General features: G+C 62.4%; 29 protein-coding genes. 14 read left to right on the top strand and 15 right to left on the bottom strand.

Features of this window, described 5'->3' with window-relative positions; translation table 11 throughout:
- Nucleotides 1–2: 2 nt before the first annotated feature.
- Nucleotides 3–212, bottom strand: coding sequence for a DUF3820 family protein (locus AC1DZE_RS14205; protein WP_477667170.1), 210 nt, complete (start codon nucleotides 210–212; stop codon nucleotides 3–5).
- A 2-nt stretch (nucleotides 213–214) separates the two neighbouring features.
- Complete coding sequence (locus tag AC1DZE_RS14200; protein ID WP_477672093.1) at nucleotides 215–574, bottom strand: translation initiation factor Sui1; 360 nt, start codon at nucleotides 572–574, stop codon at nucleotides 215–217.
- Nucleotides 575–836: 262 nt separating this feature from the next.
- Between AC1DZE_RS14200 and AC1DZE_RS14195 the strand changes: the two genes are divergently transcribed.
- Complete coding sequence (locus AC1DZE_RS14195; RefSeq protein WP_477700209.1) at nucleotides 837–1607, top strand: PDDEXK family nuclease; 771 nt, start codon at nucleotides 837–839, stop codon at nucleotides 1605–1607.
- A gap of 27 nt (nucleotides 1608–1634) precedes the next feature.
- Here AC1DZE_RS14195 and AC1DZE_RS14190 read toward each other — a convergent pair whose 3' ends face one another.
- A complete protein-coding gene (locus AC1DZE_RS14190; RefSeq protein WP_457278741.1) occupies nucleotides 1635–2285 on the bottom strand; it encodes an FHA domain-containing protein in 651 nt (216 codons plus the stop codon).
- Between the two features lie 117 nt (nucleotides 2286–2402).
- Entirely contained in the window at nucleotides 2403–2852 is a 450-nt protein-coding gene (locus AC1DZE_RS14185; protein WP_477673356.1) for a surface-adhesin E family protein, read from the bottom strand.
- 256 nt (nucleotides 2853–3108) lie between these two features.
- Here AC1DZE_RS14185 and AC1DZE_RS14180 point away from each other — a divergent pair, with 256 nt between their 5' ends.
- Complete coding sequence (locus AC1DZE_RS14180) at nucleotides 3109–3321, top strand: CsbD family protein (protein ID WP_477673357.1); 213 nt, start codon at nucleotides 3109–3111, stop codon at nucleotides 3319–3321.
- A gap of 141 nt (nucleotides 3322–3462) precedes the next feature.
- On the top strand, nucleotides 3463–4584 hold the full coding sequence (locus AC1DZE_RS14175; protein ID WP_477673358.1) for an ROK family protein: 1122 nt from the start codon (nucleotides 3463–3465) through the stop codon (nucleotides 4582–4584).
- A 109-nt stretch (nucleotides 4585–4693) separates the two neighbouring features.
- Here the strand turns inward: AC1DZE_RS14175 and AC1DZE_RS14170 are convergent, their stop codons facing one another.
- Complete coding sequence (locus AC1DZE_RS14170) at nucleotides 4694–7168, bottom strand: penicillin-binding protein 1A (protein ID WP_477700208.1); 2475 nt, start codon at nucleotides 7166–7168, stop codon at nucleotides 4694–4696.
- Nucleotides 7169–7693: 525 nt separating this feature from the next.
- Between AC1DZE_RS14170 and msrB the strand changes: the two genes are divergently transcribed.
- The 4 genes from msrB to AC1DZE_RS14150 all read left to right on the top strand — a co-directional run bounded on the left by msrB (nucleotide 7694) and on the right by AC1DZE_RS14150 (nucleotide 10528).
- Nucleotides 7694–8191, top strand: coding sequence for a peptide-methionine (R)-S-oxide reductase MsrB (msrB, locus tag AC1DZE_RS14165; RefSeq protein ID WP_477673125.1), 498 nt, complete (start codon nucleotides 7694–7696; stop codon nucleotides 8189–8191).
- 2 nt (nucleotides 8192–8193) lie between these two features.
- On the top strand, nucleotides 8194–8910 hold the full coding sequence (gene msrA, locus AC1DZE_RS14160; RefSeq protein ID WP_477673126.1) for a peptide-methionine (S)-S-oxide reductase MsrA: 717 nt from the start codon (nucleotides 8194–8196) through the stop codon (nucleotides 8908–8910).
- A 190-nt stretch (nucleotides 8911–9100) separates the two neighbouring features.
- Nucleotides 9101–9334: a DUF3606 domain-containing protein gene (locus tag AC1DZE_RS14155; protein WP_477673127.1), complete on the top strand. Its 234-nt coding sequence runs from the start codon at nucleotides 9101–9103 to the stop codon at nucleotides 9332–9334.
- Between the two features lie 93 nt (nucleotides 9335–9427).
- Nucleotides 9428–10528 carry a Vgb family protein gene (locus tag AC1DZE_RS14150; protein WP_477673128.1) on the top strand — a complete coding sequence of 367 codons (1101 nt, stop codon included), beginning with the start codon at nucleotides 9428–9430 and terminating at the stop codon, nucleotides 10526–10528.
- A 36-nt stretch (nucleotides 10529–10564) separates the two neighbouring features.
- On the opposite strand, the gene AC1DZE_RS14145 is transcribed toward AC1DZE_RS14150, so the two are convergent.
- From AC1DZE_RS14145 to AC1DZE_RS14120, 6 genes are all read right to left on the bottom strand, one after another.
- Complete coding sequence (locus AC1DZE_RS14145; RefSeq protein WP_477673129.1) at nucleotides 10565–11005, bottom strand: VOC family protein; 441 nt, start codon at nucleotides 11003–11005, stop codon at nucleotides 10565–10567.
- Nucleotides 11006–11102: 97 nt separating this feature from the next.
- On the bottom strand, nucleotides 11103–11249 hold the full coding sequence (locus tag AC1DZE_RS14140) for a hypothetical protein (RefSeq protein WP_477673130.1): 147 nt from the start codon (nucleotides 11247–11249) through the stop codon (nucleotides 11103–11105).
- A 360-nt stretch (nucleotides 11250–11609) separates the two neighbouring features.
- On the bottom strand, nucleotides 11610–12407 hold the full coding sequence (locus AC1DZE_RS14135; protein WP_477700207.1) for an MFS transporter: 798 nt from the start codon (nucleotides 12405–12407) through the stop codon (nucleotides 11610–11612).
- 24 nt (nucleotides 12408–12431) lie between these two features.
- Nucleotides 12432–12866, bottom strand: a complete 435-nt coding sequence (locus AC1DZE_RS14130; protein WP_477688978.1) for a hypothetical protein — start codon at nucleotides 12864–12866, stop codon at nucleotides 12432–12434.
- Nucleotides 12867–12985: 119 nt separating this feature from the next.
- A complete protein-coding gene (locus AC1DZE_RS14125; RefSeq protein ID WP_477672952.1) occupies nucleotides 12986–13573 on the bottom strand; it encodes a hypothetical protein in 588 nt (195 codons plus the stop codon).
- A gap of 118 nt (nucleotides 13574–13691) precedes the next feature.
- Nucleotides 13692–14882 carry an aminotransferase-like domain-containing protein gene (locus tag AC1DZE_RS14120; protein ID WP_477700219.1) on the bottom strand — a complete coding sequence of 397 codons (1191 nt, stop codon included), beginning with the start codon at nucleotides 14880–14882 and terminating at the stop codon, nucleotides 13692–13694.
- 132 nt (nucleotides 14883–15014) lie between these two features.
- Between AC1DZE_RS14120 and AC1DZE_RS14115 the strand changes: the two genes are divergently transcribed.
- Genes AC1DZE_RS14115 through AC1DZE_RS14100 form a run of 4 tightly spaced genes read left to right on the top strand, consistent with a single transcriptional unit; the run spans nucleotide 15015 to nucleotide 17604 of the window.
- Nucleotides 15015–15614: a TetR/AcrR family transcriptional regulator gene (locus AC1DZE_RS14115; RefSeq protein WP_477700206.1), complete on the top strand. Its 600-nt coding sequence runs from the start codon at nucleotides 15015–15017 to the stop codon at nucleotides 15612–15614.
- 33 nt (nucleotides 15615–15647) lie between these two features.
- Nucleotides 15648–16175 (top strand): SRPBCC family protein, encoded by a 528-nt coding sequence (locus tag AC1DZE_RS14110; protein WP_477700205.1) that lies wholly within the window; start codon nucleotides 15648–15650, stop codon nucleotides 16173–16175.
- Nucleotides 16165–16575 carry a PaaI family thioesterase gene (locus AC1DZE_RS14105; protein ID WP_477670972.1) on the top strand — a complete coding sequence of 137 codons (411 nt, stop codon included), beginning with the start codon at nucleotides 16165–16167 and terminating at the stop codon, nucleotides 16573–16575. The genes AC1DZE_RS14110 and AC1DZE_RS14105 overlap by 11 nt, the downstream gene beginning before the upstream one ends.
- A 39-nt stretch (nucleotides 16576–16614) precedes the next feature.
- The gene (locus AC1DZE_RS14100; protein WP_477672955.1) at nucleotides 16615–17604 is read left to right on the top strand and encodes an AraC family transcriptional regulator; all 990 of its coding nucleotides are present in this window, start codon (nucleotides 16615–16617) and stop codon (nucleotides 17602–17604) included.
- Here AC1DZE_RS14100 and AC1DZE_RS14095 read toward each other — a convergent pair.
- Nucleotides 17599–19263 (bottom strand): alkaline phosphatase family protein, encoded by a 1665-nt coding sequence (locus tag AC1DZE_RS14095; protein ID WP_477672956.1) that lies wholly within the window; start codon nucleotides 19261–19263, stop codon nucleotides 17599–17601. The genes AC1DZE_RS14100 and AC1DZE_RS14095 overlap by 6 nt on opposite strands.
- 242 nt (nucleotides 19264–19505) lie before the next feature.
- On the opposite strand from AC1DZE_RS14095, the gene AC1DZE_RS14090 reads away from it, so the two are divergent.
- The 3 genes from AC1DZE_RS14090 (at nucleotide 19506) to AC1DZE_RS14080 (ending at nucleotide 22795) form a co-directional block, all read left to right on the top strand.
- Nucleotides 19506–20552, top strand: coding sequence for a BLUF domain-containing protein (locus AC1DZE_RS14090; RefSeq protein WP_477670975.1), 1047 nt, complete (start codon nucleotides 19506–19508; stop codon nucleotides 20550–20552).
- Between the two features lie 120 nt (nucleotides 20553–20672).
- On the top strand, nucleotides 20673–21314 hold the full coding sequence (nth, locus tag AC1DZE_RS14085; protein WP_477670976.1) for an endonuclease III: 642 nt from the start codon (nucleotides 20673–20675) through the stop codon (nucleotides 21312–21314).
- Between the two features lie 353 nt (nucleotides 21315–21667).
- Nucleotides 21668–22795, top strand: coding sequence for an ABC transporter substrate-binding protein (locus AC1DZE_RS14080; protein WP_477670977.1), 1128 nt, complete (start codon nucleotides 21668–21670; stop codon nucleotides 22793–22795).
- A gap of 145 nt (nucleotides 22796–22940) precedes the next feature.
- Here the strand turns inward: AC1DZE_RS14080 and AC1DZE_RS14075 are convergent, their stop codons facing one another.
- The 3 genes from AC1DZE_RS14075 to AC1DZE_RS14065 all read right to left on the bottom strand — a co-directional run bounded on the left by AC1DZE_RS14075 (nucleotide 22941) and on the right by AC1DZE_RS14065 (nucleotide 26435).
- Nucleotides 22941–24065 (bottom strand): ABC transporter substrate-binding protein, encoded by a 1125-nt coding sequence (locus AC1DZE_RS14075; protein WP_477670978.1) that lies wholly within the window; start codon nucleotides 24063–24065, stop codon nucleotides 22941–22943.
- A gap of 89 nt (nucleotides 24066–24154) precedes the next feature.
- A complete protein-coding gene (locus tag AC1DZE_RS14070; protein WP_477649551.1) occupies nucleotides 24155–25132 on the bottom strand; it encodes a Bug family tripartite tricarboxylate transporter substrate binding protein in 978 nt (325 codons plus the stop codon).
- 82 nt (nucleotides 25133–25214) lie between these two features.
- A complete protein-coding gene (locus AC1DZE_RS14065; protein WP_477670980.1) occupies nucleotides 25215–26435 on the bottom strand; it encodes a pyridoxal-phosphate-dependent aminotransferase family protein in 1221 nt (406 codons plus the stop codon).
- Nucleotides 26436–26520 lie beyond the last annotated feature (85 nt).

Raw genomic sequence — 26520 nt, 5'->3', positions numbered from 1 at the left:
GACTACCGCCGCAACGGATCCAGCAGCGGCTTCAGCCCGTTGTGGTCGATCTCCTGCATCAGCTGCAGCAGGCGGCCGATTTCGCCTTTGGGAAAACCTTCGCGGGCGAACCAGTTGAGGTAGTTGCCGGGCAGGTCGGCGATCAGGGTGCCCTTGTGTTTGCCGAAAGGCATTTCGCGGGTCACCAGCAGCTGGAGGTCTTCGGGGTTCATGCCTAACCGCCTGCCCGCTTGGGCGCGTAGCCCTGTTTTTGCAGGGCCTGCATGACGGTGTCGCAATGGTCGCCCTGCACTTCAATGATGCCGTCTTTGGCCGTGCCGCCTGAGCCGCAGGCGGCCTTGAGCTGCTTGCCCAGCTGCGCCAGGGCCAGGGCGTCCAGCGGCAGGCCCTTGATGACGGTGACGGTTTTGCCGCCGCGGCCTTTGCTTTCACGCATGACGCGCACCACCCCATCGCCCTTGGGTGTTGCCTGCTGCTTGCAGGTGCAGGCAGAAGCGGGCTGGCGGCAACCGGGGCACATTCTTCCGGCATCGGTGGAATACACAAGGCCGCCGCTGGCAGGGAGCTTCTTCATAAGTCAGAAAGGATCAGCAAGGATAGAAGGCGGGTGCGCGTGAAGCGATTCTGGCCAGCACACTTCGGATGTGCAGCACGGCTTAATACGAACGTTCACAAATGTTCTGGGCCATATTGCCGAAAAATGAAAAATGTACCTTATAAACACGGCTGGGATTTTCAGCCAGCGCCGCGCAGCCGCTCAGGGTCATACACCCACATCACAACAGGCAGCGCATCGGCCCGGCACATCAACGCAGTACCAGCACCAGGACAGCACCATGACCGGCACCTCTTTTTTGATCGGCTTCTTTATTTTTGTGGGCAGCGTGGCCCTGGGGGCGCTGGGCTATGAACGCTGGCTCTCGCATGTGGTGTCGGCCCGCAAGAAGGTGGCGCGCAACCACGCGCTGCGCCGCAAGCCGCTCACCAGTCGCGACGAGCTCGCGGTGTGGCGCTGGCTGGCAGACATTTTTCCGGACCACCATGTATTGATCAAGGTGCCCTTTACCGGCTTTATTGAACCCAACAGCCGCGGCGGCGACGCGCACTGGCAGGCGCTGCTGAGCACCGTGAGCTTTGCCTGCGCCGTGGCCGACCGCAAAGGCGCTGTGCTGGGCTGCGTCGATGTCCTGGGGCGCGGCGAGCTGGCTGACCGCAAGCATGCTTTCAAGCGCGAGCTGCTGGGCCGCGCCGGCATTCCCTACTGGATTGTGGACGGCCAGCGGCGGCCCGAGGCCACGCTGCTGCGTGAGAAGTTCACCGGTGCTGCCGCCACGCAGGCGGCGATCAAAAAGACGCCACGCTCAGCCATGCCCCGCAAACCTGTCACCGCGCTGGAGCAGCGACGCTTGTCACGCGTGTCCAGCAACGCATCGGACCTGACCCGCACCGGCATGACGCCGCTGCATCTGAAGTCCACGCTCAAGCTGAAGGCGCTGGCACGGGCCTTTGCCTGGCGCCTGGCCGGTGAGCCGCCTTCTTACAGGCCACGGAGTTCACGCAGGCCCATGGGCTTTCCCACCACCAGCATCAGCAGCTCGACCATCTGAGCGAACCTGCACGAACCCCCGGCCCGCTCAGGCCTCGGCGCTCTTGAGTAAAAACTCCATCTCGGTTCCGGCCAGGTTCAGTATGTCGTGGTGGGCCAGCGGAATCGCTTTCATGCCGATCGGTTTGCCGTTGCAGGTCGGCGGCTTCTCGCCGTCCATGTGCGCCACGTAGTAGCCGTCGCGCCGGTGCGATATCGACACCACGGCCACACCAGGCTGGCCGAAGGTGGTGACGGCCTTGACCACCGGCACCTCCAGCCCCGCTGACGAACCCGACAACACCTTCAGGCTCGCGTGCATCGTGCCGCTGGTGCCGGGCAGGCCCATCGCGTCCAGCGCCATGGCGGTGGTTTGATGTTCGCGCGGAGCCTCTTCTTCGTGCCGCGAGGTGGCCAGGTACTGGATGCGGAAGTTGCCGATATTGATGATGTCGTTGTCGTGCAGCAGCTCACGCGACTTGACCATGTGGCCGTTGAGGTAGGTGCCGTTGGTGCTGCCCAGGTCTTCAAGGTACACGTCCGCAAGGCCTTTCAGCAGGAACACGCAGTGCTCGCCGCTGACCACCAGGTTGTCAAAGATGATGTCGTTGTAGGGCCTGCGGCCCAGCGTGGTGCGGTCGTTCGTCAGGTACACGTGCTTGATTTCGACGCCTTCGACCGTTGCAATGAGTTGCGGCATGCAAGACCCTTCTTCAAGATAGTCGCCGGAGCCCCATGCGTAAGCGACAAACCATCGTAGCCCGAGCGCCCTAAAGGCACAAGCGGGGCACAACCCGCCAGCGCCGCCACATGGCCGCTAATTGGTGGTAATTTTGCCGGTTTCGCATGCAGCGCGAATGATGCGCTGGGTCGGGTTGGGCGTCACGTCGCGGAACTCCATGGGACGCACCACTTCGTTGGGGTAAGTCACTGTTTTGTACGGCTCGCCCTTCCACAAGGGCTGCACGTAAAACGCCAGCGTGACGTACTTGGCGCTCTTGTCGGCGCAGTCAAACAGCACGGTGGAAACATACGAACGGTAAGGCACGCCGTCCCAGCTGGTGCGTTGCAGCGCGCGGCTTACGCGTACCTGCATGGCCCGCATGTCGCCGTTGGCGGCAATGGGGGTCGGGTCTACCTCAATGGTGTTGACGGCCGGGTCAGCCGGGTCACCCATCACGGTAAACCATGTGGTGGGAGCGACAGGCGCGCCCCACAGGGAAGCCCCGGACACCAGGGCCCCTAAAACGATGGCTAATTTCTTCATATGACTTTTTTCTTCCTTCCTCCACCGCACGGTCACTTCAAAGCACAGTCCATTGTCTGCAATGCCAGTTTAATCCTGACGCAACGAACGTTCTGTTGCAACTGTTTCCCGACCCGTAGCAGGCGCGCGTCGAAAGGCCCTGTAGGCACACACCCACACGGCTATGGGCCCGATGCCTTCGGCGCGGTCTGGGCCGGCGGGCTATCTTGAACTGCATGGAATTTTCCATGACGCAACTCTCTGAAAGGTACATCCCATGAACAAGGACCAGGTCAAAGGCAAGATCAAGGAAGTTGCCGGTGAAGTGCAGGAACACACCGGCCTGCTGGTCGGCAATGCCGAACAGCAGGCCAAGGGCCATGCCCGTGAATTCCAGGGCAAGGCACAAAAGGCCGCCGGCGACGCGCGTGAGAACGCAGAAGACATCCAGAAGGATCTTGACAAAGACCGCGACCCCCTGGGTCGCTAAGCAGCACTAAAACGCTGCACACCCACCATCGGCCGGCTCTTCCCGGCCGTTTTTTTGCGCGCAAATCGCCGCGTACACCAGCCATTGGCTGACGCGTTCAGGCGCGTTGGCTGATAGCCGGCGGCACGCAGTGCCCGCATCATGAAACCTTCCACCACAGCACACGCACCCATGCCACGCAAAGCCTCCGCTTCCCTGCCCGACGACCTTTTGCATGGTCAGCTGAAGCTGCCTGCCGTGACGATCAACGGCTACAGCCTGGCGCTGCACGACGGCGAGCGCTTTCTGGGCGACACCGTCAGCCGCGTCGCCTACAGCGAAATGCTGGACGTATGGCGCCGGGTGTTTCGCCGCATCAGCGGTGAAGACGTGCTGGGCACCAAGCCCACGCCGGCCATCAGCAAAAAGCGGTTAGACCTGCTCCTTCAACGCGACGGCAAGGCCGCCGCCGTGATTTCCGCGGCATCGGAAGACTACGCCTGGCAGCTGGTGCGTGTGGTGCGGCGTTTTCTGGCGCACCCCTCATGGCACGGCGTGCAGCGCATCGTGGTGGGCGGCGGCTTCCAGCAAAGCCTGGTGGGAGAGCTGGCCATCGACCGCGCGGCCGAACTGCTCTACCAGCAAAATGCCCGCGTGCATTTGATGACGCTGCGCCACCACCCCGACGAAGGCGGGCTGATCGGCTGGGTGCACCTGGCGCCGCCCGAGCTGTTGTCGCAATACGGCGGCTTCCTGGCGGTAGACATTGGCGGCACCAACGTGCGCTGCGGCATTGTGCGGCCACGCCTGAACAAGTCGCCCGACCTGTCGGACGTGCGCGTGGCGGGCCTGGAAAAGTGGGGCCACCGCGGCGACGACGATGTGACCCGCCGCGAACACCTGGTAAGCGGCATTGCCGCCATGCTGAAAAAGCTCAAGCGTCTGGCCGACAAAAAAGGCATCACCCTGGCGCCGTTTGTCGGCGTGGCCTGCCCCGGCATGATCTGCGACGACGGCTCCATCGCCGCCGGCGCGCAGAACCTGCCCGGTAACTGGGAAAGCCCGCGCTTTAACCTGGCGCATGACCTCAGCGAACTGCTGCCGCGCCAGGACGGCCAGACCACCCAGGTGCGGCTGCACAACGATGCGGTGGTGCAGGGCTTGTCGGAGCTGCCCTTCATGCAGGGCGTGAAGCGCTGGGCCGTGCTGACGGTGGGCACCGGGCTGGGCAATGCCAGCTTTGTCAATACGGGCACGCAGCCGATGCGCAAAACGAAACGCTGACGTCGCGCGCTGCCTTGCAATAATTCAAGAGAAAAAGGCCTGAAGCCCAATCAGTGCGGGCGCAAGCAGCTATATATTTAATAGCAATCTCTCGCCCCCGCGCACAGCGCTAGCGCGGAGCGATGGGCGCACCCACCACCACGCCCGGCACGGCGGTGCTTTCCACCGTACCTTCAGGCTGCACACGCCGCGGCTGCTCAGGTGGCAGCACCAGGCCCGGCGCACCACCAGACGTATTAGGCGCAGGCGTGCCATCTGCGGCAGGCCCGTTCACGGTGATGTACTTGATCACCGGCGCCGGCTGCCACACGCGCGGCGGGCCGCCCTCGGTGGCCGGCCCTCCCGCAGCGCCTGACATGCTCTGTTGCCCCAAAGGCTGGGGCATGCCGCCGTCACCGGTCTGGCCTGGCTGGCTTTCCTGCGGCGGCTCGGCGCCATTGAGCAGCGCTTCAATGCGCTGCCGCTCCTGGTCCGTCACGCCTGCGCCTTCCGGCGCGGGGAAGCGCAGGGCTACGTCCACCACTTTTGCCTTGATCGCGCCCTGAAAAAACTCACCTACCATCGGCAGCGCGCTGCGGGCGCCCTGCCCATAGCTGTCAGCCATGGTCACGCGGTTGTCGTTAAAGCCCACCCACGCGCCGGCCACCAGCTGCGGGTGCATCATGATGAACCAGCCGTCGGTGTTGCCCTGTGTCGTGCCGGTCTTGCCGGCCACGTCGGCCTGTATGCCGTAACGGCTGCGAATGGCAGCGCCCGTGCCCTGGTCGATCACGCCGCGCATCACGTCCAGCAGCGTCTGCGCCACGGTGGCCGGCATCACGGTTTCGGGCAGCTTGGGCTCAAACGCTTCCAGCACCTTGCCGTTGCGGTCTTCTACCCGGGTAACGAGCACGGGCTCTATATAACGGCCGTCGTTGGCCAGCGTGCCGTAGGCCGCCACCATTTCCCTCAGCGTGACAGGGCTGGTGCCCAGCGCAAGTGAGGGCACTTCTTCGAGCCTGCTCTGGCGCACGCCCATGGCCTTGGCCAGTTTGGCCACATTGGCCGGGCCCACCGCGTGCATGACCTGCGCGGTGATCGTGTTCTTGGAAAACATCAGGCCCTGGCGCAGCGTCATCATCTCGCCGCTGGGGCCGCCGCCGTCGGTCGGCCGCCAGAAGGCACCGTTGCCCAGCGGAATCTCCACCTCGCCGTCCAGGTACACATCGGACGGCCTGGCGCCGTTTTCAAATGCCGCGCCGTACACAAAGGGCTTGAAGGTCGAGCCCGGCTGGCGGCGCGCCTGCTGCACGTGGTCGAACTGGTCGCGCGCAAAGTCACGGCTGCCCACCCATGCCCTGACCTGCCCGTTGGTGGGGTCCAGCGCCATGAAGCCCGCCTGCAATCGCGTCTTGTCGTCTTTCAGGTTTTGCATGAACTCCGCGTCCGCCAGCAGCGCCTTGGTGGCCTGGTCGTCGGCCTGCCCCTTGGTGCGCAGGGCCTTGTATTCGGCGGTGTCGCGTATGAAGGCAAGGGCCAATTCACGCGGCGCGCCGCTCTTGGCCTTCCAGCCCGAGTTAAAGCGCCAGTCACCGGCCACCGTCTTTTGCAAGCGGTCTACCTGCACCGCCAGGGCCCTGTTGGCCATGTCCTGCAGGCGTGAATCAATGGTGCTGCGCAGCACCAGGCCGTCGGCATAAATGTTGTAGTCGTTGCGGTCGGCCCATTCAATCAGCCAGCGGCGCAGCTGCTGCGCCAGGTGCGGCGCCGAGCCCAGTTCTTCGTCCTGGCGCTCAAAGTCGATGCGCAGCGGCTTCTTTTTCAGCGCCTCCAGCTGGGCTACGGGCAGCTTCTCATGCTTGACCATCTGCGCCAGCACCGTGTTGCGGCGCTGCATGGCGCGCTCGGGGTTGGTCACCGGGTTGTAGTAGGCCGTGCCCTTGAGCATGCCCACCAGCGTGGCGCTTTGCAGCACGTCCAGCTCGTTGGCGGATTTGTCGAAATAGGTGCGCGCCGCCATTTCAATGCCGTAGGCGTTGTACAAAAAGGGCACTGTGTTGAGGTAGCTCTCCAGGATTTCGTCCTTGGAATAAACCGCCTCTATCTTGAAAGCCGTGATGGCCTCCTTCAGCTTGCGCGTGATCGACAACGAACGGCCGATCTCTTCCGGGTAGAGGTTGCGCGCCAGCTGCTGCGTGATGGTGGAGCCGCCCTGCGTCTTGCCGGCGGCCGTGTGCAGCACGGCCGACACCGTGCGCTTGATGTCCAGGCCGTGGTGGTCGTAGAAGCGGTGGTCTTCTGTGGCGACCAGCGCATCGACCACGCTGGGCGAAATGTCTTCGAGCTTCACCCAGTCGCGGTTGGCCCGCTTGAACACCGCCAGCACCTGGCCGTCAGACGACATCACCACCGAGGGCTTGGCAGTCTTGGCTTTCAGCAGGTCGTTGATGCTGGGCGTGAACGGAATCAGGATCAGCACATACAGCAGCACCAGCACCGGAATGGCCGCCAGTGTCAGCAGCACGCCGCGTTTGGTGGGGTGGCGCAAGCGGTCAGGAATGGTGGCCGCAAAGTCGCGAAGTTGGGTCAGGAGCTGTTTCATCATTGCCTGCAAGTCTAAATGGGAGGCGTAAACGGGCCTGTAGGACTGCGGCGCTGCGGAAAACGCACGCCGTGGGAAAACGCCGCCTCGGCGGCTTGCAGGAGGGCTTTTTCAGGTACCAAATCGGCCTCAAGACCAATTAGAACGGGCGCGAGCAGCTACTGTTTTAATAGCGGCTTGCAGGGCAGTTTTGGTGGAATTTTGGGTCTGTTTTGCCTCTTTTTTGCCTGTTTTCAGCCGTTGTGGGCCCTGCGGGCGCTTTTGGGGCCAATTTCGTTGCCCACAGTGCCATTTTTATGCATCAAATCGGCCTTGAGCCCAATAGGTACGGGCGCGAGCAGCTACTGTATTGATAGCAATTTCAGCCTGCCCGCCATTTCGCCGCACGGAACTGAACCGGCACAGCGTCATCCAATCTTTCGCACCAGGGGCGTCGTCATCCGTAAGAAACGCCGCACCACGCCGACCAACCCTCATGCCGCCTGTTCACGGCAAGCCATACAACAACCAACCGAAAGAGGCCAACGCATGATGACCCGCAGAAACTCCCTGCTCAAACTGGGCGCCCTCTCCGCCGCCATGGCCGCCGGCCTGCGCGGGCTGCTGGCGTCCGCACCCGCCCACGCGGCCGAGCGCGCTTATGAAGTCACCCGCACTGAAGCCGAATGGCAAAAGCTGCTGCGGCCCGACCAGTACCGCGTGCTGCGCAAGGCCGGCACTGAAACGCCCTTCACCAGCCCGCTGAATAAAGAAAAGCGCGCCGGCGTTTTCAGCTGCGCCGGTTGCGACCTGCCGCTGTTTTCATCCGCCACCAAATTCGACAGCGGCACCGGCTGGCCCAGCTTCTGGCAGGCGATGAACAACGCCGTGGTCGAAGAAACCGACACCACCCTTTTCATGAAACGCACCGAAGTGCTGTGCCGCCGCTGCGGCGGCCACCTCGGCCATGTGTTTGACGACGGCCCCAAACCCACTGGCCTGCGCTATTGCATGAACGGCGTGGCCCTTAACTTCAAGGCAGCATAAAAATGAACAAATACCTTTTCACCCTGGGCGCTGTGGCATTGGCCGCGTGGGCATTCATTGGCAGTGGCATGGGCACCAACGCCCGCGCCGCGGAAGAAAAAGCCGTGAAGCTGCCCGCCCCCACGGTTGACGCCACGGCCACCGCGCAGGCGGGCACCGCCACCGCCGTGTTTGCCGGCGGCTGCTTCTGGGGCGTGCAGGCCGTGTTTCAGCACACCGACGGCGTGCTCAACGCCGTCTCGGGCTATTCAGGCGGCGACAAAGCCACTGCCACCTATGAGCAGATCGGCTCGGGCCGCACCGGCCACGCCGAGGCCGTGCAAATCACCTACGACCCGAAAAAAATCAGCTACGGCAAGCTGCTGCAGATTTACTTTTCTGTGGCGCACGACCCCACCACACTCAACCGCCAGGGCCCCGACAGCGGCACGCAATACCGCTCAGCCGTGTTCTACAAAGACGCCGAACAAAAGAAGGTCACCGAAAGCTACATCGCCCAGCTCGACGCCGCCAAGGCCTTTCCGAACAGGATCGTCACGCAGCTGACGCCGCTGGCCGCCTTCTACCCCGCCGAGGCCTACCACCAGGACTACGCCACCCTGCACCCGAACCAGCCCTACATCGCAAGGTTTGACCTGCCCAAGATTGCCAACCTGAAGACCGTGATGCCCGAGGTCTACCGCGAAAAGCCCGTGCTGGTGTCGCAGGCCGGCAAGTAAGGCGGGAGCCCGGTTCGGCGGGAACATAGGTAGCGCAGGGCGTAGGCCATACCCCCGACTTGGCGCCAATGCGCGCCCATTCACCGACTTTCCCCGGCTGAAACCCATCAAGTCGGCAATGGCCTACAAACATGGTGGCCCGGGCGCGCTAATGTGGTCTTTTACCTTAGCAGGCAAGGAGTGAACCACCATGGCTAATACCGATAGACCCCAATCGCATGCAGGCGAACAGCCTGAGCGCATCAACCTGAATGACAAAGCCACCACTGCGGAGTGGCTCAAGAAGCTGGACATCACACAGGAACAGCTGCGCGAAGCCGTAGCCGCAGTGGGCGACAAGGCCACCAACGTAGAGATGCACCTCAAGGGCGCCCGCAGCACCACCAATGCAGACCGCGTGCACGAGTTGAGTACAGACAAGTGAGCTTGATGGCGGCGCGCATTGCCGCCAAAATGCCAGAGACACACCCCTTCACCGTGTTCAGCGCATGCCCATCATGTGCAGGAGGTATTTGCCATGGCATTGCAGACGCCCGCTCATCAGTTTTCTTCTTCGTCTTCGCTTCACCCCTCTCCGCCATCTGACTCAATACAGAGTGAGCCAACGCAGATCAACCGGCGCACCGCGCTGGCGGCATTGCCTGGCTTGGCGGGCCTCGCCGGCCTGGGCCTGCCGGGTATCACGCATGCGCAAACACCCGGGACTGTACGCCTGCAATCGTGGCCGCTCAACGCCCGCACCTTCACCGGCATTCACGACATCGCACCCGCACCCGACGGCGGCGTGTGGTTCTCGGCCCAGCGCAGCGGCCACCTCGGCTGGTTTGACCCACGCACCGGCAAATCAGACCTGGTGGCTTTGGGCAATGGCTCGTCACCCCACGGCGTGATTGCCGGGCCTGATGGCGCAGCCTGGCTGACCGATGGCGGGCAAAACGCGATTGCCCGCGTGGCCTGGCCTTCGCGCGAAGTGAAAGTCTTCCCCCTGCCCGCCGGCACACCGTATGCCAACCTCAACACCTGCGCCTTCGACGGCGACGGCAACCTCTGGTTCACCGGGCAAAGCGGCTACGTCGGCAAGGTAGAGGTGCGCGCCGGCACCGTCACCGTGAAAGAGTCCCCCCGCGGTCGCGGCCCCTACGGCATCTGCGCCACACCCAAGGGCGACGTGTGGTGGTGCTCGCTGGCCGGCTCATTCATCGCGCAGCTCGACCGCAAGACAGGCGAGTCACGCATCGTCGAACCACCCACCCCACGCCAGGGCGCCCGCCGCGTCTGGTCAGACAGCAGGGGCCGCATCTGGGTATCAGAATGGAACAGCGGCAACCTCTCAATGCACGACCCCGCACTGGGTACAGCCGCCAGCAGCTGGCGCGCATGGAAGGCACCCGGCACCGAGCCGCATATTTATGCCGTGTATGTCGACCACAAAGACATCGTCTGGGCCTCAGAGTGGAGCAGCAACGCCCTCTTGCGCTTTGACCCCGCGACAGAGAAGTTCGAGGTGATCACCATGCCGCGTGCTGCGGCGAGCGTGCGGCAGATCCTCGGCCGGCCTGGGGAGGTTTGGTTGCCTGAGAGCGGGACGGAGTTTGTGACGGTGGTGAAGACGGCGTGAAGGCCACGAAGCCTGGGGGGTAGGCCTTAGCGCACTTCAGTCAACACCGCCCTGCTCGGCAAGCGCAACAATAATGCCCTCAGGCCCACGGATGTAGGCCAGCCGGTAGGTGTCTCCGTACTGCATTTCGCCAATGATCTCGGCCCCATGGGCGCGCATATGCGCAACGAGCGCATCGATGTCATCAACGGCGAACATCACGCGACGAAAGCCCAGCGTGTTGACCGGCGCATCCACAGGCCCAAACCGGATCGCGTCGGGCGTGTGGAACTTGTCCAGCTCAATGCCCTGCCCATCGGGCGTCCGCATCATCGCGAGGGTAGCCCGCACATCCTTGAGCCCGATCAGGCTGCCCACCAAAGGCCCTTCGACGGTTGTCTCGCCTTCAAGCTTTAGGCCCAGTTCGATGAAGAACGCCTTGACGGCTTCAAGGTCGTCGACCACGATGAGGACGTTGTCCATCCGTTTGAGCGTCATATCTTTTGCCTCGTTTCATTGCTGATGCCGCGTACGTGCTGCACGTAGCGTAAACGTTTGGGATAACCGTCGCAGCACGACTTGCTGCGGACACTCCTCACGTCAAACGCCAGATGAGGTCACGCTTTATCCTCTTCCGTTGAGCACGCTCTATAAAGTCGAGCATCAGCGGAACCGCTGCGACCGCATGCGTCTCCAGCAGCAGGTAGCCCGCGTCGAGCAAAGTAGATTTGCGCAAGGTCATCCTTCAATTGGAGGAGAAGTGGAACTTAAAAGGTTACTTGACGAGGGAAATCGTTATTGCAAAAAAGATTAATGCTCGTCAGTATTTGTAGCAGTAGACGTTGCGGTTCACTAGAAAAAAATCAACTAAAGATCGGAGAGGGAATGGACTATTCAGACTTTTCTAAAGACGCAGCCCATAAAAAAAGAACGGTGAAAGACCTCGCCCGTTTCATAGCAACTCGAACAGACAACAACCCCAACTACAGCCTACTCTTTGGTGCGGGTTGCTCCGTATCATCCGGCGTGAGATCGGCTACACAACTGACCGATCTATGGAGAGAAGAACTTTACTTAAGCTGCGCAGACAAAAGTGCGGACCTCACGGCCTCGCGTGAGGTCCAAAAGACATACTTAAAAAACAACGAAGGAAGTTGGTACTACCCAGACAAAGAATATTCATCATTGTTTGAAAAGCGGTATGACCTCCAACGACAGCGCCGAATGTTTGTCGAAACCGAAGTAGCAGGGAAGACTGGCGGGGTGCGGCAGCCAGGTCTTTGCCCTCGGCGCGCTGCGCGGCATTCTGGCGGCGCAGGTCAAGGTACATCAGCGTGCCCACCACGGCAAACAGCACGGTCATAAAAACAAAAGACCAGCGCCAGCCCAGTGCATCGGTCAGCAGGCCACCAATCAGCTGGCCGCACACAATGCCCAGTGTGCTGCCCAGGCCGGTGCGCGTGAGCATTTCCTGCAGCTGGTCGGCGGGCACGTTGTCGCCCACCCAGGCCATGCCCAGCGGAATCAGCGCCGCGGCGCCCAGCGCCATCAGCATGCGGGCAAACAACAGCGCATCAAGGCCGTGCGCAAACACGGCCAGCAGGCTGCCAACGCTGCAGCCCAGCGTGGCAAAAGTGACCACCCGAAACTTGCCCAGCCTGTCGCCGAGCGGGCCATAAAACAGCTGCGACGCGCCATACGTCATGGCAAATATCGACACGACCTGCGCGGCCTGGGCCAGGCTGACGGCAAAGACGCGCGACAGCTCGGGCAGCATGGCGTCGCAAATGCGCTGGGCCATCATGCTGGCAAAAGTACCAAAGGAAAGAAGAAGGATGGAGCGCCGGACGGCGGGAGAAATGCTGGCGTGGGAAGCGCTGTGCGCGTCGGCAGGAGTCATGAAGGTAAACAGGCCCGGCAGCTGCTATATGGCCAACTTCGAAGCGGCTTTCCATTGCGCAATACGGGTCATGTGGTACTGCAAATAGAAGGTGCTGAAGAGGAAAGTCATGGCCGCTGAAAGCTCAAGCTGCATGGGTTCAACGCTGTTGTAGTGGTTCAGCATGGACCTTCGGATGGAATAAGCCCCGAAATAGAAAATCACATACGACACGAGCATCAAAAGAAAGCCAACCCCCTTGAGGTTGTCTGAGCCTTCAAACAGTATCTGGGCAAAGATGGCCAGCGGGACATAAATGACGAATTGGGTCGTCGCATTCGACGCCGGATTGATTTTTCGCACCCAGGTGGACTGGACGAACATCCAGACGATCATGAATACCCCAAGCGTGAGGAGCGTAAACAGCAGCACCAAAGCCCAATGCAATTGGGGTGGCGCGGGGTAAGCGTCTGCGTTCATACCGCCGCCTGGTGGCCCGGGGTTTGCCAAAGGGTCCTGCTGGTCTTCGTTCATAAACTCCCACTTTTCTTTTTTCTAATCTATCCAGGTCACTTCGCTCAACCCATGGCCTCCAACTGCTATTTGACGGCGGCCGCGCGGCGAACGTCGGTCACCACCTTGTCCAGCGTGGCGACCAGTGTGGTCTGCACATTGTCATCTGAGACCCGGCCCTGGAATCGCTCAGAGCCGATGGCGAAGAATGGCTCGGCATCGACCATGCCCTGGATGCTGATGTGCACGACTTTTTCGCTTCTTGAGCTTTCAATGCCCTTGATCAGCAAAGCCGTGAATATGCCGCCGCCAGCCGCTGCAAGGCCGGCCTCGTTCAACGTGACAGGGGGAGCGTACACGTTGACGACAAACTCGCTCAAGGTGATCTTCCTTCCCTGTAGTTCGGCTGCCAGGTTGTTGTGCAGCCAGGCCTTCATGAGTGCGGGTGCGTCCGGCGAGAGGTTGTCGTCACCAAAATAGTTGTTGAAGCCGCCATTGTTGTCTACAGCCCTGGAGACACGCGTTTCAGCGGCACGGTCATCGACAAACCGGAAGCCGGTGGTCTCAGGCGCCTGCACTGCCAGTTTGGGTGAAAGTTTTACAGCGGAAGTGGCGCCGCAAGCGGCGAGAAAAAGGGCCACGCAAACGGGCAGGACAAGGCGGACGAGGCGCATAAAAGCTTTCGAAAAAAAGAACGGGATTGAAATAAATGTTTGCGTAGCCGTGATTCCGCTCAACGGTGGTCACGTGTTTGCGTGAACTTGCCCGGGCAGATCATCTATTCGCCGGTGGTCACAAGGCCTTGCCCAGCCGCGCCACACCCTCTTCAATCTTCGCCACATCCGCCGTGGCAAAGCTCAGCCGCAGCGTGGCCAGGTCCGGGTTGCTGGCGTAGAACGGCGCGCCGGGCACAAAGGCCACGAGCTGTTCAATCGCTTTTTTGGCGAACTCGCCGGCGTCTTTGCTTTTGCCGCCCGCGCCCGTCAGGCGTGCCCAGAAGAACAAGCCGCCTTGCGGCTGGGTGAATTCAATCGCGTCACCGAGCTCGCGCTTGAGCGCCGCGCCCATGGCGTTGGCGCGTTCGCCATACACCTTGCGCACATGCGTCAGCGTAGCGGGCATGCGGCCGGCCTTGAGGTATTGGGCAGCGGTGGCCTGGGCGAAGGTGCTGGTGTGGGCGTCGCTGAACTGCTTGCACATGGTGGCTTTCGCCAGCAGCTCGGCGGGGGCGATCATCCAGCCCACGCGCAGGCCGGGGCTCAGCACCTTGCTGAGTGAGCCGCAGTGCGCCAGCAGCTCGGGGCTGCCAGGCACGCCGGCGCTCAGCGCCAGCAGCGAGGGTGGTGGTGCCTCGCCAAAGTAGAGGTCGCCGTAGGGGTCGTCTTCGACGATCAGCGTCTGGTATTTGACGGCCATCTCGAGCACTTTCTTGCGGCGCTCCAGGCTGAGCAGCGCGCCGCTGGGATTGCCGAAGGTGGGAATCAGGTAGACGAACTTGGGCTTGTGCTGGGCGATGAGTTGTTCGAGCTCGTCGGTTTTGACGCCGTTGGCATCAATCGGTGCGCTGATGAGTTCTGCGCCGTACAGGCGAAAACACTGGATGGTGGCGAGGAAGGTGGGGCCTTCAACGATGACCTTGTCGCCGGGGGAGATCATGGTTTTGCCCAGCAAATCAAGCGCCTGCTGGCTGCCGGTGGTGACGATGAGGTTTTCGGGGGCGACGTCTTTGGCGCCCTTGGTGGCCATGAAGGCGCTGAGCTGTTCGCGCAGCGGGCCGTAGCCTTCGGTGGCGCCGTATTGCAGCGTGCCGCCGGGTTCTTCGTTCAGGGCCTTGTTGCTGGCCTCCTGGATGCCGGCCACGTCGAACATGGCGGGGTCCGGAAAACCGCCGGCAAAGCTGACGATGCCGGGCTTGCCCAGCAATTTAAAGAGTTCGCGGATGGCGGAGGTTTCAACGTTGTTGAGGCGGTCGGCAAATTGCAGTGGCATGGGGGTCTCGCTTTCTGTTTTGTATTGTCGCCAATTTGCGCGCAGGTTTCCTGCGGCCTGGCCTGCCGGTTGCCCTGCGGTCGCAGGGAAGTTGACAGAGCATCAATCTAGAGTAATACTCTAGTCATGAGTTCTGCCACACCCCCTGCCGCTGCCACCCTCTCCACCCGGGAGCGCCTGCTGGACGCCGCCACCAAGGTGTTTCTCGAACACGGCTTCACGGCGGCCTCGATGGACATGGTTCGCCAGGAGGCGGGCGTGAGCAACGGCAGCCTGTACCACCACTTTCCCACCAAGGCACAGCTGGCCGATGCGCTGTATGCGCACACGCTGCGCGATTTCCATGCGGCGCTAATGCAGCCCATCAGCGGCAAGGCCTCGGCCCAGGCCGGCGTCAAGGGCCTGATGCGCGCGTACATCCAGTGGGTGCTGCAACACCCCGACCAGGCACGGCTGCTGCACACGCTGCGGCGCGGCGGTGACATGGCAGGCGGCGCCGAGATCGACGCGGCCAATGAGCAGGCCTTTGCCACGCTGAAGGCTTGGGTAGCGCAGCAGGTGGAGGCCGGCGAGATGCGGGCCATGCCTTTTCACCTGTGGATGGCGCTGATGTTTTCACCGGCGATGTCGCTTACGCAGGGCTGGGTCAGCCAGCCCACCCCGGCCGTCACACCCAAAGTGCGGGCCGCACTGGAACACGCCGCCTGGATGGCCGTAGCCCCCTGAAACACCTTCCCGACTTCAACAAGGAGTACCTGCATGAAAGTTGTCAATGTTCATCAACGTTTGCTGCATGCCAGCCCGCAGCAGGTAGGCGCGCTGATCGATGCGCTGGGCTCATCGGCCGATACGCTGTGGCCCGGAAAGGCATGGCCGCGCCTGAAGTTCGACAGGCCGCTGGCCGTGGGCGCCATCGGTGGGCATGGGCCTATCCGCTATGTGGTGGAAGCCTATACGCCGGGCCAGTCGGTGCGGTTTCGCCTGACCGCACCGGCGGGCTTTGACGGCTGGCACGGTTTTGAGGTGCTTGAGGCCACGCCCGCGCATTGCGTGCTGGAGCACCGCATTGAGATGAACACACGCGGCACTGGCCTGCTCTTGTGGCCGCTGGTGATTGGCCCCCTGCACGACGTCTGCGTGGAAGACGTGCTGTCGCAGGCGCAGCTCTCGCTGGGCAATGAGCCACGGCAGGTGCCCTGGCCGGCCTACATACGCCTGCTGCGCTGGCTGGTGTCGGGCGGCAGGCGGTTGACCCCGCCGTTTTCGCGCAGCCAGCATGCCCGCTGACTTGCTGGCCTGGGGCCGTCAGGTGCTGGGGCAACAGCCCTTCAGCGCGATGCTGAACGCGCAGCTGGATGCCTTTGCGCCCGGCGGCGCGGAGCTGTCGGTGCCTGTGGTGCCTGGCCTCTTGCAGCAGCACGGCTTTGTGCATGGCGGTGTGTTGTCTTACTTGGCAGACAACGCGCTCACGTTTGCGGGGGGCTCGGTGCTGGGCGACTCTGTCACGTCAGAGTTCAAGATCAACTACCTGCGCCCGGCCAAAGATGCCGAGCGCCTGCTGGCCGTGGCCACGGTGGTAGGCAGCGGCAAGACGCAGGCGGTGTGCCGATGCGATATTTTTGTGCTACGCGGGAAGGAGCGCATCTTGTGCGCAGCAGCGCAGGGCACGATACGCAAAGCGGGCTAGCCACAGCAACACGGGGCCGCTGGCGCTAGACTTGCCGGCATGCCTTTGACCCAGACGCAAGAGCTCGCGCCCAACCCGCACCAGCATACCTACATCGCCCGCATCAACCGGGTGGTAGACCACGTCAGTGCCAACCTGGACGGCACGCTGGACCTGCAAACGCTGGCCGATGTGGCGCACTTTTCACCCTGGCACTTTCACCGCGTGTTCCAGGCGGTCACGGGCGAAACCCTGGCCGACTGTGTGCGCCGCCTGCGGCTGGAGTCGGCGGCGCAGCGCCTGATATTTACGCAGCAGACCGCGCTGCAGGTGGCGCTTGACACAGGCTTTGCGTCGGCCGAGGTCTTCAGCCGGGCCTTTCGCGCCCACTTCGGCACAACGCCCACGGCCTGGCGGCGTGGCGACTGGCGTGAGTGGGCAACGCGCCACGTGCTTGAACATGGCAAGAATCATCAAGCCCATCACAAGCCGAATCAAGACTCCATCATGGCGCTGTTTAAAGATAGAACCCTCTGGCCCGTGGGGCCGGTTTTATCTGAAAGAGGCTTGAACATGCACATTGAACTGAAGACCATTCCTGCCATGCGCCTGGCTTACATGCGCAATACCGGCCCTTATGGCGACCAGGTGGCGCAGCTATGGCAACGCTTTGTCGCCTGGTGCGGCCAGCACGGCCACATGAACCCGCGCCCCAGGATGTACGGCATCAGCCAGGACAACCCCGAGATCACGCCCGCCGACAAGTGCCGCTACGACGCCTGCATTGAAGTGAACGAGGCCTTCAAACCGCAAGGCGAGACAGGCGTGCAAAACTTTGGCGGCGGGCGCTACGCCTGCGGCCGCTTCACCGGCAAGCCGGGCAACGAGGTGCACGAAGCCTGGACGCACATGTTTGCCGAGTGGCTGCCGCAAAGCGGCTACCAGCCGGACAATAAACCGGCGCTGGAGTTGTATGAAGAAGACTTTGTAATGGACCCGAAAACGGGAAACTTCAGCTGCTGGCTGTGTGTACCGGTCAAGGCGCTATAGCCCCTGTAGAGGCAACAGCTTGCCTTCGGCCGCGGAAGGCGGCGCAATGCGCAGCAGGCGTGACAGCGTGGGCGCGATGTCCACCACTTCTACACGTGCATCGACGCGGCCGGGCTTTATCCAGGCGGGGCCGTACATCAGGATGGGCACTTGCGTGTCATACGGATGCGGGGAACCGTGGGTGGCGACCGTGTTGCCGAACATCCAGCCGGGCTTGAGTGAATACTGCACGTCGCCCGATACATCGGCGTGCCAGGATTTTCGGATCTGGTCGAAAAATGGCGCACCGGCACGGCTTGCGCTTGCCAGTTCGCGGCGGGTATAGGCCGCGGCAAAGCCGGGCTCTGCCAGCAGCAGGGTGCGGGCTTCTTCTGCCAGGGCATTCGGGTCTGCCTGCTTTTGCGCGATGAGTTTTTTGTCGAACAGCAAGCTGGAGCCGGAGAACCCCGCCGTCCATTTGCCTTCGCCAAACCGTTTTTCCAGGCCGGTGTTGACACGCCACAGCACCTGGCTGCTGTTGACGCGACCGGCCTCACGGCCCTGGCTGGCGAGGTAGTCAGGTGACGGCATGAAGCCGTGATCGGCCGTCAGCATGACGAGGTAGTTGTCTTTGCCGACGCGGGCGTCCAGGTCCTGGAAGAAGGCCTGCAGCATGCGGTCGAGTTGCAGCAGGTGGTCGTGCGACAGGCGCGACTCGGCGCTGAAAGCGTGGTTCACGTAGTCGTGGCCCGACAGGCTGACCGACAGAATGTCGGGAATGTCGTCCTGCCCCAGCTGCTCGCCGGCAATGGCCGCGCGGGCAAACTCCAGCGACATGGCATCGACAAAAGGACCACGCAGCAACGAGCTGTAAAACCGCGGGCCGGGCGCCGTGTCGTCGGGCGCTCCGTACATGGCAGGCAAACCGCCACCGGCGGGGCCAAACCATTTTTGCTGGTCGGGCACCGAGCGCGCATAGGCGGCCTCAGGCAGCACGGCTTTCCATTCAGTCTTGAAATAGCGGTCGGCCAGCTTCTGGCCGTTAAAGGCATTGACCCAGCCCGGGTGCGCGGCCATGTAATGCGTGCTGGATGCAAACTGCCCTGTGGCGCCCATGTACATATAGGCCGTGCCGGTTTTGCCGGCGGGCAGAATGGCGCCGCGGTCTTTGCCGGAGATGCCGATCACTTTAGAGCGGCTGTCTACCCGCCGCAGCACGTCACCCACCGTTTCCGCCTTGAGGTTCTTCGGGCTGGTGCCGTCGAGCGCGTTGGTCTGGTGGCCGATGTAAGTGGCCGTGGTGTCACCCGTGCAGTACACCGGCTCTGCGGTGATGGGGTCGCGCCAGTCGTTGCCGATGATGCCGGTGCGATGCGGATAAGCGCCTGTGAGCATGGTGGCGTGGCCGGCCGCGGTGACGGTAAAGGCATGGCCGTAATGCGCGTTGGCGAACCAGGCGCCGCGGTCAAGGAAGCGTGCCAGGCCATCGGGCGCGAGCTGGTCGCGGTAGTCCAGCACCTGGCGCTGCGGCAGCCCGTCTACTACCAGGAAGACAACGAGTTTGGGACGCGGTGCAGCGGCTTGCGATAGCGCGGTAGAACCGGGCGCTGCGGCACAACTGGCCAGCAATACTGCCGTGAACGCGGCAACCAGAATACGCAAAGGTGTGTGAAGTTTCATGGGGATCATGCGGGTGATGCTAGGTGAGTTCATGGTTTGCGGGCAACAGTAGTCACCCGTAGCAGGCATGGATGTCGCGGCCTGTTGCCGGGAAGGCTTGCATGGTAACTGCGTCACCACGTACCCATTGGTGTTCCCTGTGTAGGACCATGGCTCTCCGGACTGCTACTTCTGTCTCGTTCACATTTGGTTTCAATGCCAAAGGATTGACGTGCGTTTCGGTTGTGGGGCAGGATGCATTCATGACCAACAACGCAGCGCCGGACACGGCGCCCAACGTAGCGCCATATGTCGCCGCTCCAGGGGAGACGGAGGTTGAACGCGTGGTGACGGCGAGCATGTGCAACATGCGGGAAGGCATCTTCGCGCAGATGGAAAACATCCGCACGGAGTCGCTGCGCCACAACACGCCCCTCGGCCTGCACGTCGTGCTGCATTACCAAAGCGGCTGGTTTGTGCATTGGGTCGAAGGGCCTTCGGCGGCCGTGCGGGACTTGCTGCAGCATGTTGTGCAACACGACCCGCGCCACCATTCACCCCATACCCTGCACACCAGTAAGGGGCGGCGGCTTTTGCCGACACCGTGGTCCATGGCGATGTCGCAGGCCACCGAGTCGGCGGTTTATTTCGGCCGCCGGGTCATGGCACTGCGGGAGCAACTTGAAAAGGGCAAACAGTATTCGCCCTCCTCGGTGCTTCGCCGCCTGTCGGCACCCATGCAACTTGCCCAGGCGCAGGCACTGGCAGACCCCGAAGCCTTTCACCGCATGGGCATCTGCTCGGCCAGCGGCACCGAGGCTTTCGACATGGTGGGCTGGCTGGCCCAAAAAACCGGCGGGGTGGTCGCCAAACGGCGCTTTGCCGGCGAGACAGACTTTGACGGCAGCAGCGAGTATGTCGACTTCATGGAAGGCGGCTACCCATGCCGGCTGATTGCCGTGGCGCGCAACGGCCTCACGCACGGGCTGCGCCGGGCTTTCCTTCCGGAGTGGCCGCATTTTGTGATGCTTTTTTGCGGCTCGGCCAAATTTGACGACGCGCTGATGGCCCGCATGATCGCCGCTTGCGACGGCCTGCCTGCGAAGCCGGTGCTGGTGGGGGTTGCCCGCGACACCACGACCCACCAGCGCATGCAGGACATGGCACAGGCGGCGCAGCTGGAGTATGTCGTCGGGGGCGTTGCCACGCCCGACAACTGCAGCGCCATATGGCAGACGATGCGCGACCAGCTGGATCGGGCCGGTGCGCCGTCCAGCTCGGTATGGGACGTGCCGCGCATGGCGGCCTGAGCGCCCTGCCCCATTTCCCTGCTTCCCCGCTTCCCTGCGTCCCCGTTTTTGTTTGTCGGCATCTAGCTACGCCGACGGGTCTTAGCGCGCCGGCCTGCGCACGCCGATACACTGCGAGGCATGAAAAAAGAAGACATCGCCCCATTCTTTGCCACGCTGAAGGCGGCCAACCCAATGCCGGTGACCGAGCTGGAATACACCAGCGTGTTTGAGCTGCTGGCCGCCGTGCTGCTGAGTGCGCAAGCGACCGACGTGGGCGTGAACAAGGCGACGCGCAAGCTTTTTCCGGTGGCCAACACGCCGCAGGCCATCATCGACCTGGGGCTGGAGCGCCTGGAGTCTTACATCCGCACCATCGGGCTGTACCGCACCAAGGCCAAAAACCTGCTGGCGGCGTGCCAGATTCTGGTGGAGCAGCATGGCGGCAAAGTGCCGCGCAGCCGCGAGGCACTGCAGGCCCTGCCCGGCGTAGGCCGCAAGACAGCCAACGTGGTGCTGAACTCGGCATTTGGCGAGGCGACGATGGCGGTGGACACGCACATCTTTCGTGTGAGCAACCGCACGGGCCTGGCGCCCGGCAAGAACCCGCTGGAAGTCGAGCTGGGCCTGCTCAAGCGCGTGCCCGCCGAATACCTGGTGGACGCGCACCACTGGCTGATATTGCACGGGCGCTATGTGTGCATTGCGCGCAAGCCCCAGTGCTGGCAGTGCGCGGTGGCGCCGTGGTGCGACTTCAAGCCAAAGACGCCGGTGCCTGCGTAGGCCACAGGCAGCCGCGCTTGCGTTTGACCCCACGCTATGAAATCAGTAGCTGCTGGCGAGCCTGCAGAGGCTACAGTAGCGGCGCGCCTCAATTGCGCAGCTTGCCGTCGCGCGTCACCATGCAGCGTGTCGGCCCGGGTTGAAAAAGAAGCCCCGTCCGAACAGGGGTGTAGTACTTGCAGCTTACGGGAAGTTGCCCTGTGTTGCGCACGGTCAACGCCGCAGTGCCGCCCCGTCGCGCATGGTGGGTATCCATCTCGCGAAGCGTGCGAACTTGGGGGATTTTTCCTCTTCGGGCAACCTATCATTGAAAGCTCCCGCTGGCTCAGCCAGATTTTTTTGATGGATGAGTCATGTTTAACATTTCGGCTTCACGTACCGTTCTTCGCGCCCTGAGCCTGTATCTCGTATTTTTTGCGGGTGCCAGCCACGCGCAAAAAGCCTGGGTCATCGGCCAGTCCGCCCCCCTGAGTGGCAGCAACGCCAGTTTCGGACGCGACATTCAGGACGGCGCTCAGGCCTACTTCAAGTCAGTCAACGCCAAAGGCGGGGTGGCCGGCCTGCCAATCCAGCTGGTGACGCTCGACGATAAAAACGACCGCAAGCTGGCCGGCGCCAACACCACGAAACTGCTGGCCGAAAATGACGCGGTGGCCCTGTTTGGTTATGCGTCGGCCACGCTGAGCCTGGACGCCATGCCCCAGGCGGAAAAAGCCGGTGTGCTGTTTTTTGCACCGTTTTCCGGTGCCAACCCGGTGCGCAAGCCCAGCCCGGTGGTGTACACGCTGCGCGCATCCTACGGCGACGAGCTTGAAAAAATGCTGTCCTTCTGGACGGGCCTGGGCCTCAAGCAGGTGGTGGTGGTGCATTACGACGACGAGGTCGGCAAGCAGAATCTGGCCGTGGTGGTTGCCTATCTGGCCAAACAGGGCAAGAAACCCGAGGCTTTCTCCCTGCAGCGCAATGCCAAGGTGAGTGAGGCCCAGGTCGCGCAGCTGCTCGCGCTCAAGCCCGACGTCCTCATCAACACCGTGCTGTCCGGCGCCGCGGCTGACATCAGCAAGCAGGTGGTAGCACAGGGCAAATTCATTCCGATGTCCAGCCTGTCTTTTGTGGGCGCGCAGCAATACATCGACGCAGCTGGCGAAGCCGGCGCCGGAGTGTCCATCTCTCAGGTCGTGCCCAATGCCGCATCCCCGTTGCCGGTGGTCAAGGAATGCGCCAAGGCGCTGCAGGACGCCGGCGTCAAGCAGGCCATGAACAGCGCCCATCTGGAAGCTTGTATTGGCGCAAAGGTGCTGACCGAAGCCATGCGCCGCAGCAAAAAGCCAGGCGATGCCAAAGCCCTGCTGGCTGCGATGAGCGCGATGGGCAGTTATGACACCGGCGGCTTCGTCGTGTCCTATTCACCAGGCCAGAACCACGGCAGCAAGTACGTGGAGCTGGGCATGGTGACGCGCGACGGCAAGCTGCGCAATTGAGGCGCGCCGCTGCTGTGGCCTCTGCAGCCTCGAAAATGCTGCAAGAAAATGGCCTCTCAGCCTTTGCCGCTTAAGCGCCAGCAGCTACTGATTTAATAGCGCGGGGTCAAACGCAAGCGCCGCCGCCGGCGGCGTAAAGAAGCGCTTAGCGGGCGAAGGTGCCGTCGGCGCGAATCATCGTCAGATTCACGAAGCGCGAACCCAGATTGCTTTGCTTGCTGTAAGTCAACGCAAAGCCGCCCAGGTCTTCATTGGTAAATGTTTCCAGCGTGCTGATGAGTTTGGCGCGCGTAACCGGCGCCGGCGTTTTTTGCAGCGCGCGCACCACCAGCTTGGCGTTCAGGAAACCTTCCATGCTGTTGTAGCTGAACTTCTTGTCGCCGTTGGCCGAGATGATGGTCTGGTATTCACGCACGACGGCATTGCCCAGTTCGGTAAACGGGTAAGGCACGACCTGCGAGGCAATCACGCCGGCTGCCGCATCTTTGAGTTCGGCATGCAGGCCGGACGACACACTGAGCACCATGAACTGGGCGGTCACGCCCTTGGCGCGAAAAGCCTGGATGAACGCCGCATTGGGCTTGGCCTGCCCGATCAGGATCACGGCCTGCGGCTGCGCCGCGGCAATCACCTCGGCGGCCTTGGCTACGTCTACCGTGCCGCGCGGCACCGGGGCCACGGCAGCAGCCGTTGCGCCGCGCTTTTGCATGGCGGCGTTCAGGGCTTCCAGGCCTTCCTTGCCGAAAGCGTCATCCTGGTACATCACGCCGATTTTTTTGATGCCGATGGTCCACGCGTGGTTGACCGCCGCTTCGATCTCGTCGGTGGTGCTTGCGCGCACATGGAACAGGTTGGACACATACGGGTCGCGCAGCGACTTTGCGCCGCTGGTGTTGCCGATCTCCGCAATGCCGGCCGCCTGCACCAGGGGCACGATCTTCAGCATGTTGGCCGTGCCGCGATAGCCCACCAGCGCCACGGCGTTTTGGGTTTCGATCAGGGCCTTGGTGTTCTCGGCCGTCTTGTCGGGGTTGAAGCCGTCGTCCAGGCTGACGAGTTTGATTTTCTCGCCGCGAACGCCGCCTTTTTTGTTGATGTCGTCAAAGTAGGCGTTCATGCCGCGCACATAGTCGGTCGTCAGTGCGGCGCTGTTGCCAGAGAGGTCACCCGAGTGGCCGAGCACGATGTCGGCCGAAGCGGCCGAGCAGGCCAGGCCCAGAAAAAGAGCGGCCAGCAAACTGCCGCCCTTTGGAAAATTAACAACTTTCATGAAACGAATCCCTACCCTCTTGTGAAAAAATTGGTGTCAATAAAAAAGCCGGCCCAAGGCCGGCTTGTGCTTCCGGTGCGCGGTGTATGTCAGGCGTCGACCCTGACCTTGGCCTGCTGGGCCACCTGCGCCCACTTCTTTTGCTCCATCTTGATGAAGGCCGCAAATTTTTCGGTGCTGCCGCCGCCGTCTTCGGCGCCGTACTGGTCCATCTTTTCCTGCACGTCCGGCATGGCCAGCACCTTGTTGACGTCTTCATTCATGCGCTGAACCATGGCCCGCGGCATTTTGGAAGGGCCCATGAGGCCGTACCACACGGTGGCTTCGAAGCCCGGGAAACCGGACTCGGCCATGGTGGGCACATTGGGATGGCCTTTGGCGCGCTTGAGACGCGTTTGCGCCAGCGCGATGGCCTTGCCGCTTTTGACATGCGGCGTGGCCGAGGTCATGGTTTCAAAGCAGTAGTTGACCTGCCCGCCGATCAGATCGACCAGCGCCGGGCCTGAGCCACGGTAGGGAATGTGCAGCGCAAAAATCTTGGCCTGGAGCTTGAACATTTCCAGTGCAAAGTGCTGGGCCGAACCACCGCCCGCGGAAGCAAAGCTGATCTGGCCGGGCTTGGCCTTGCACAAGGCCACCAGGTCCTTCACGGTTTTGGCGGGCTGGTCGGCATTGCAGATGAGCATGTTAGGCGTGACGCCGACCATGCTGATGGGCACGAAGTCGCGGTCTGCGTCGTAGCCGAGCTTGATGCCGAGCGCCGGTGCCAGCGCGTGGCTGTTGATGTGGGCCATCAGCAAGGTGTTGCCGTCACCGGCCTGCTTGGCCACGTAATCGGCCGCAATCACGCCGGCGGCGCCACCCTTGTTTTCAATGATGACCGAGGTGTTCCACATGGTGGACAGCTTCTGGCCCACCACGCGCGCCAGCGCGTCGGTGCCACCGCCAGGCGGGAAACCCACCACAATGCGCACCGGCCCGCTGGGCAGCGTTTGCGCCCGGAGCATGGGTGACGCCACCATGGCGGCTGTGGCCGCCGTCGCGCTGATAAAGGTTCTGCGTTGCATGGTTTCCCTTTTTGATTCAGTAATTTATGGAATTTTGATGACCGTTTGACGTAACACCCCTGCGCTCGTGCGCAGCGGGTGATCAGGCTGCCTTGCGCTGCGGCACCACAGCCGCGTGGCTGGAGAAATGATCCATGGCGGCCTGCACGCCCGAGCCCGCGAGCTTGACGCCCGCAAGTTTGAGGCCCATTTCACAGCCGCTCAGCGCCGCCATCAGCGTGAGGTCGTTGCAGTCGCCCAGGTGGCCGATGCGGAACATCTTGCCTTTGACCTTGCCCAGGCCGGTGCCCAGCGAGCAGTCAAAGCGTTCGTAAATGATCTTGCGCACCGCGTCGGCATCGATGCCCTCCGGTGTCATCACGCCGGTGAGCACCGGCGAATACACGGCCGCGTCGGCGCACTGGATTTGCAGGCCCCAGGCCTTGACCGCGGCGCGCACGCCGACAGCCCAGCGCTGGTGGCGCGCAAACACGGTTTCCAGGCCGTGCTCCAGCAGCATGTCGCAGGCTTCGCTGAGGGCGTACAGCAGGTTGGTGTTGGGGGTGGACGGCCAGTAACCGGTCTTGTTCATTTCGATGATTTCGTCCCAGGCCCAGAAGGCTTTGGGAAGCGTGGCCTTTTTGCTGGCTTCGATGGCTTTGGCCGACACGGCGTTAAAGCTGATGCCGGGCGGCAGCATCAGGCCTTTTTGCGAGCCGCTGATGCTGACGTCGACGCCCCACTCGTCGTGGCGGTAGTCGGCCGAGGCCAGGCCCGAAATGGTGTCGACCAACAGCAGGGCCGGATGCCTGGCGGCGTCAATCGCCTTGCGCACGGCGGCAATGTTGCTGGTCACGCCGGTGGAAGTTTCGTTGTGCACCACGCAGACGGCCTTGATGCTGTGCTGGGTGTCGGCCTTCAGGCGCTCTTCAATCAGATGGGCCTGCACGCCGTGGCGCCAGACGTCGGCGCCGGGGTAGCCGATGACTTCGGTTTTGAGGCCCAGGCGCGCGGCCAGCTTTTGCCACAGCGCAGCAAAGTGGCCGGTTTCGTACATCAGCACATGGTCACCCGCGTTCAGCGTGTTGGAAAGCGCGGCTTCCCAGGCGCCGGTACCAGAGGCCGGGTAAATGATGACAGGTTGTTGGGTCTGGAAGATCTTCTTGATGTCGGCCAGCACCTTGAGGCCCAGCGCCGCGAATTCAGGGCCGCGGTGGTCGATGGTGGGCAGGCTCATGGCCCGCAGGACGCGGTCAGGCACCGGCGAAGGGCCGGGAATTTGTAGAAAATGACGTCCGGTGGGGTGAAAGTCAAGCGTCAACATGGCGGAAAACTCCAGAAGTAGGACGCTATTTTTTGCATACAAAATTCATTTGTCAATAGAGCAAAGGGTTACAAATTGATTTGAC

This window comes from Polaromonas sp. P1_F1, from assembly GCF_056405795.1.
This window is presented reverse-complemented; position numbering and strand designations above follow the sequence as displayed.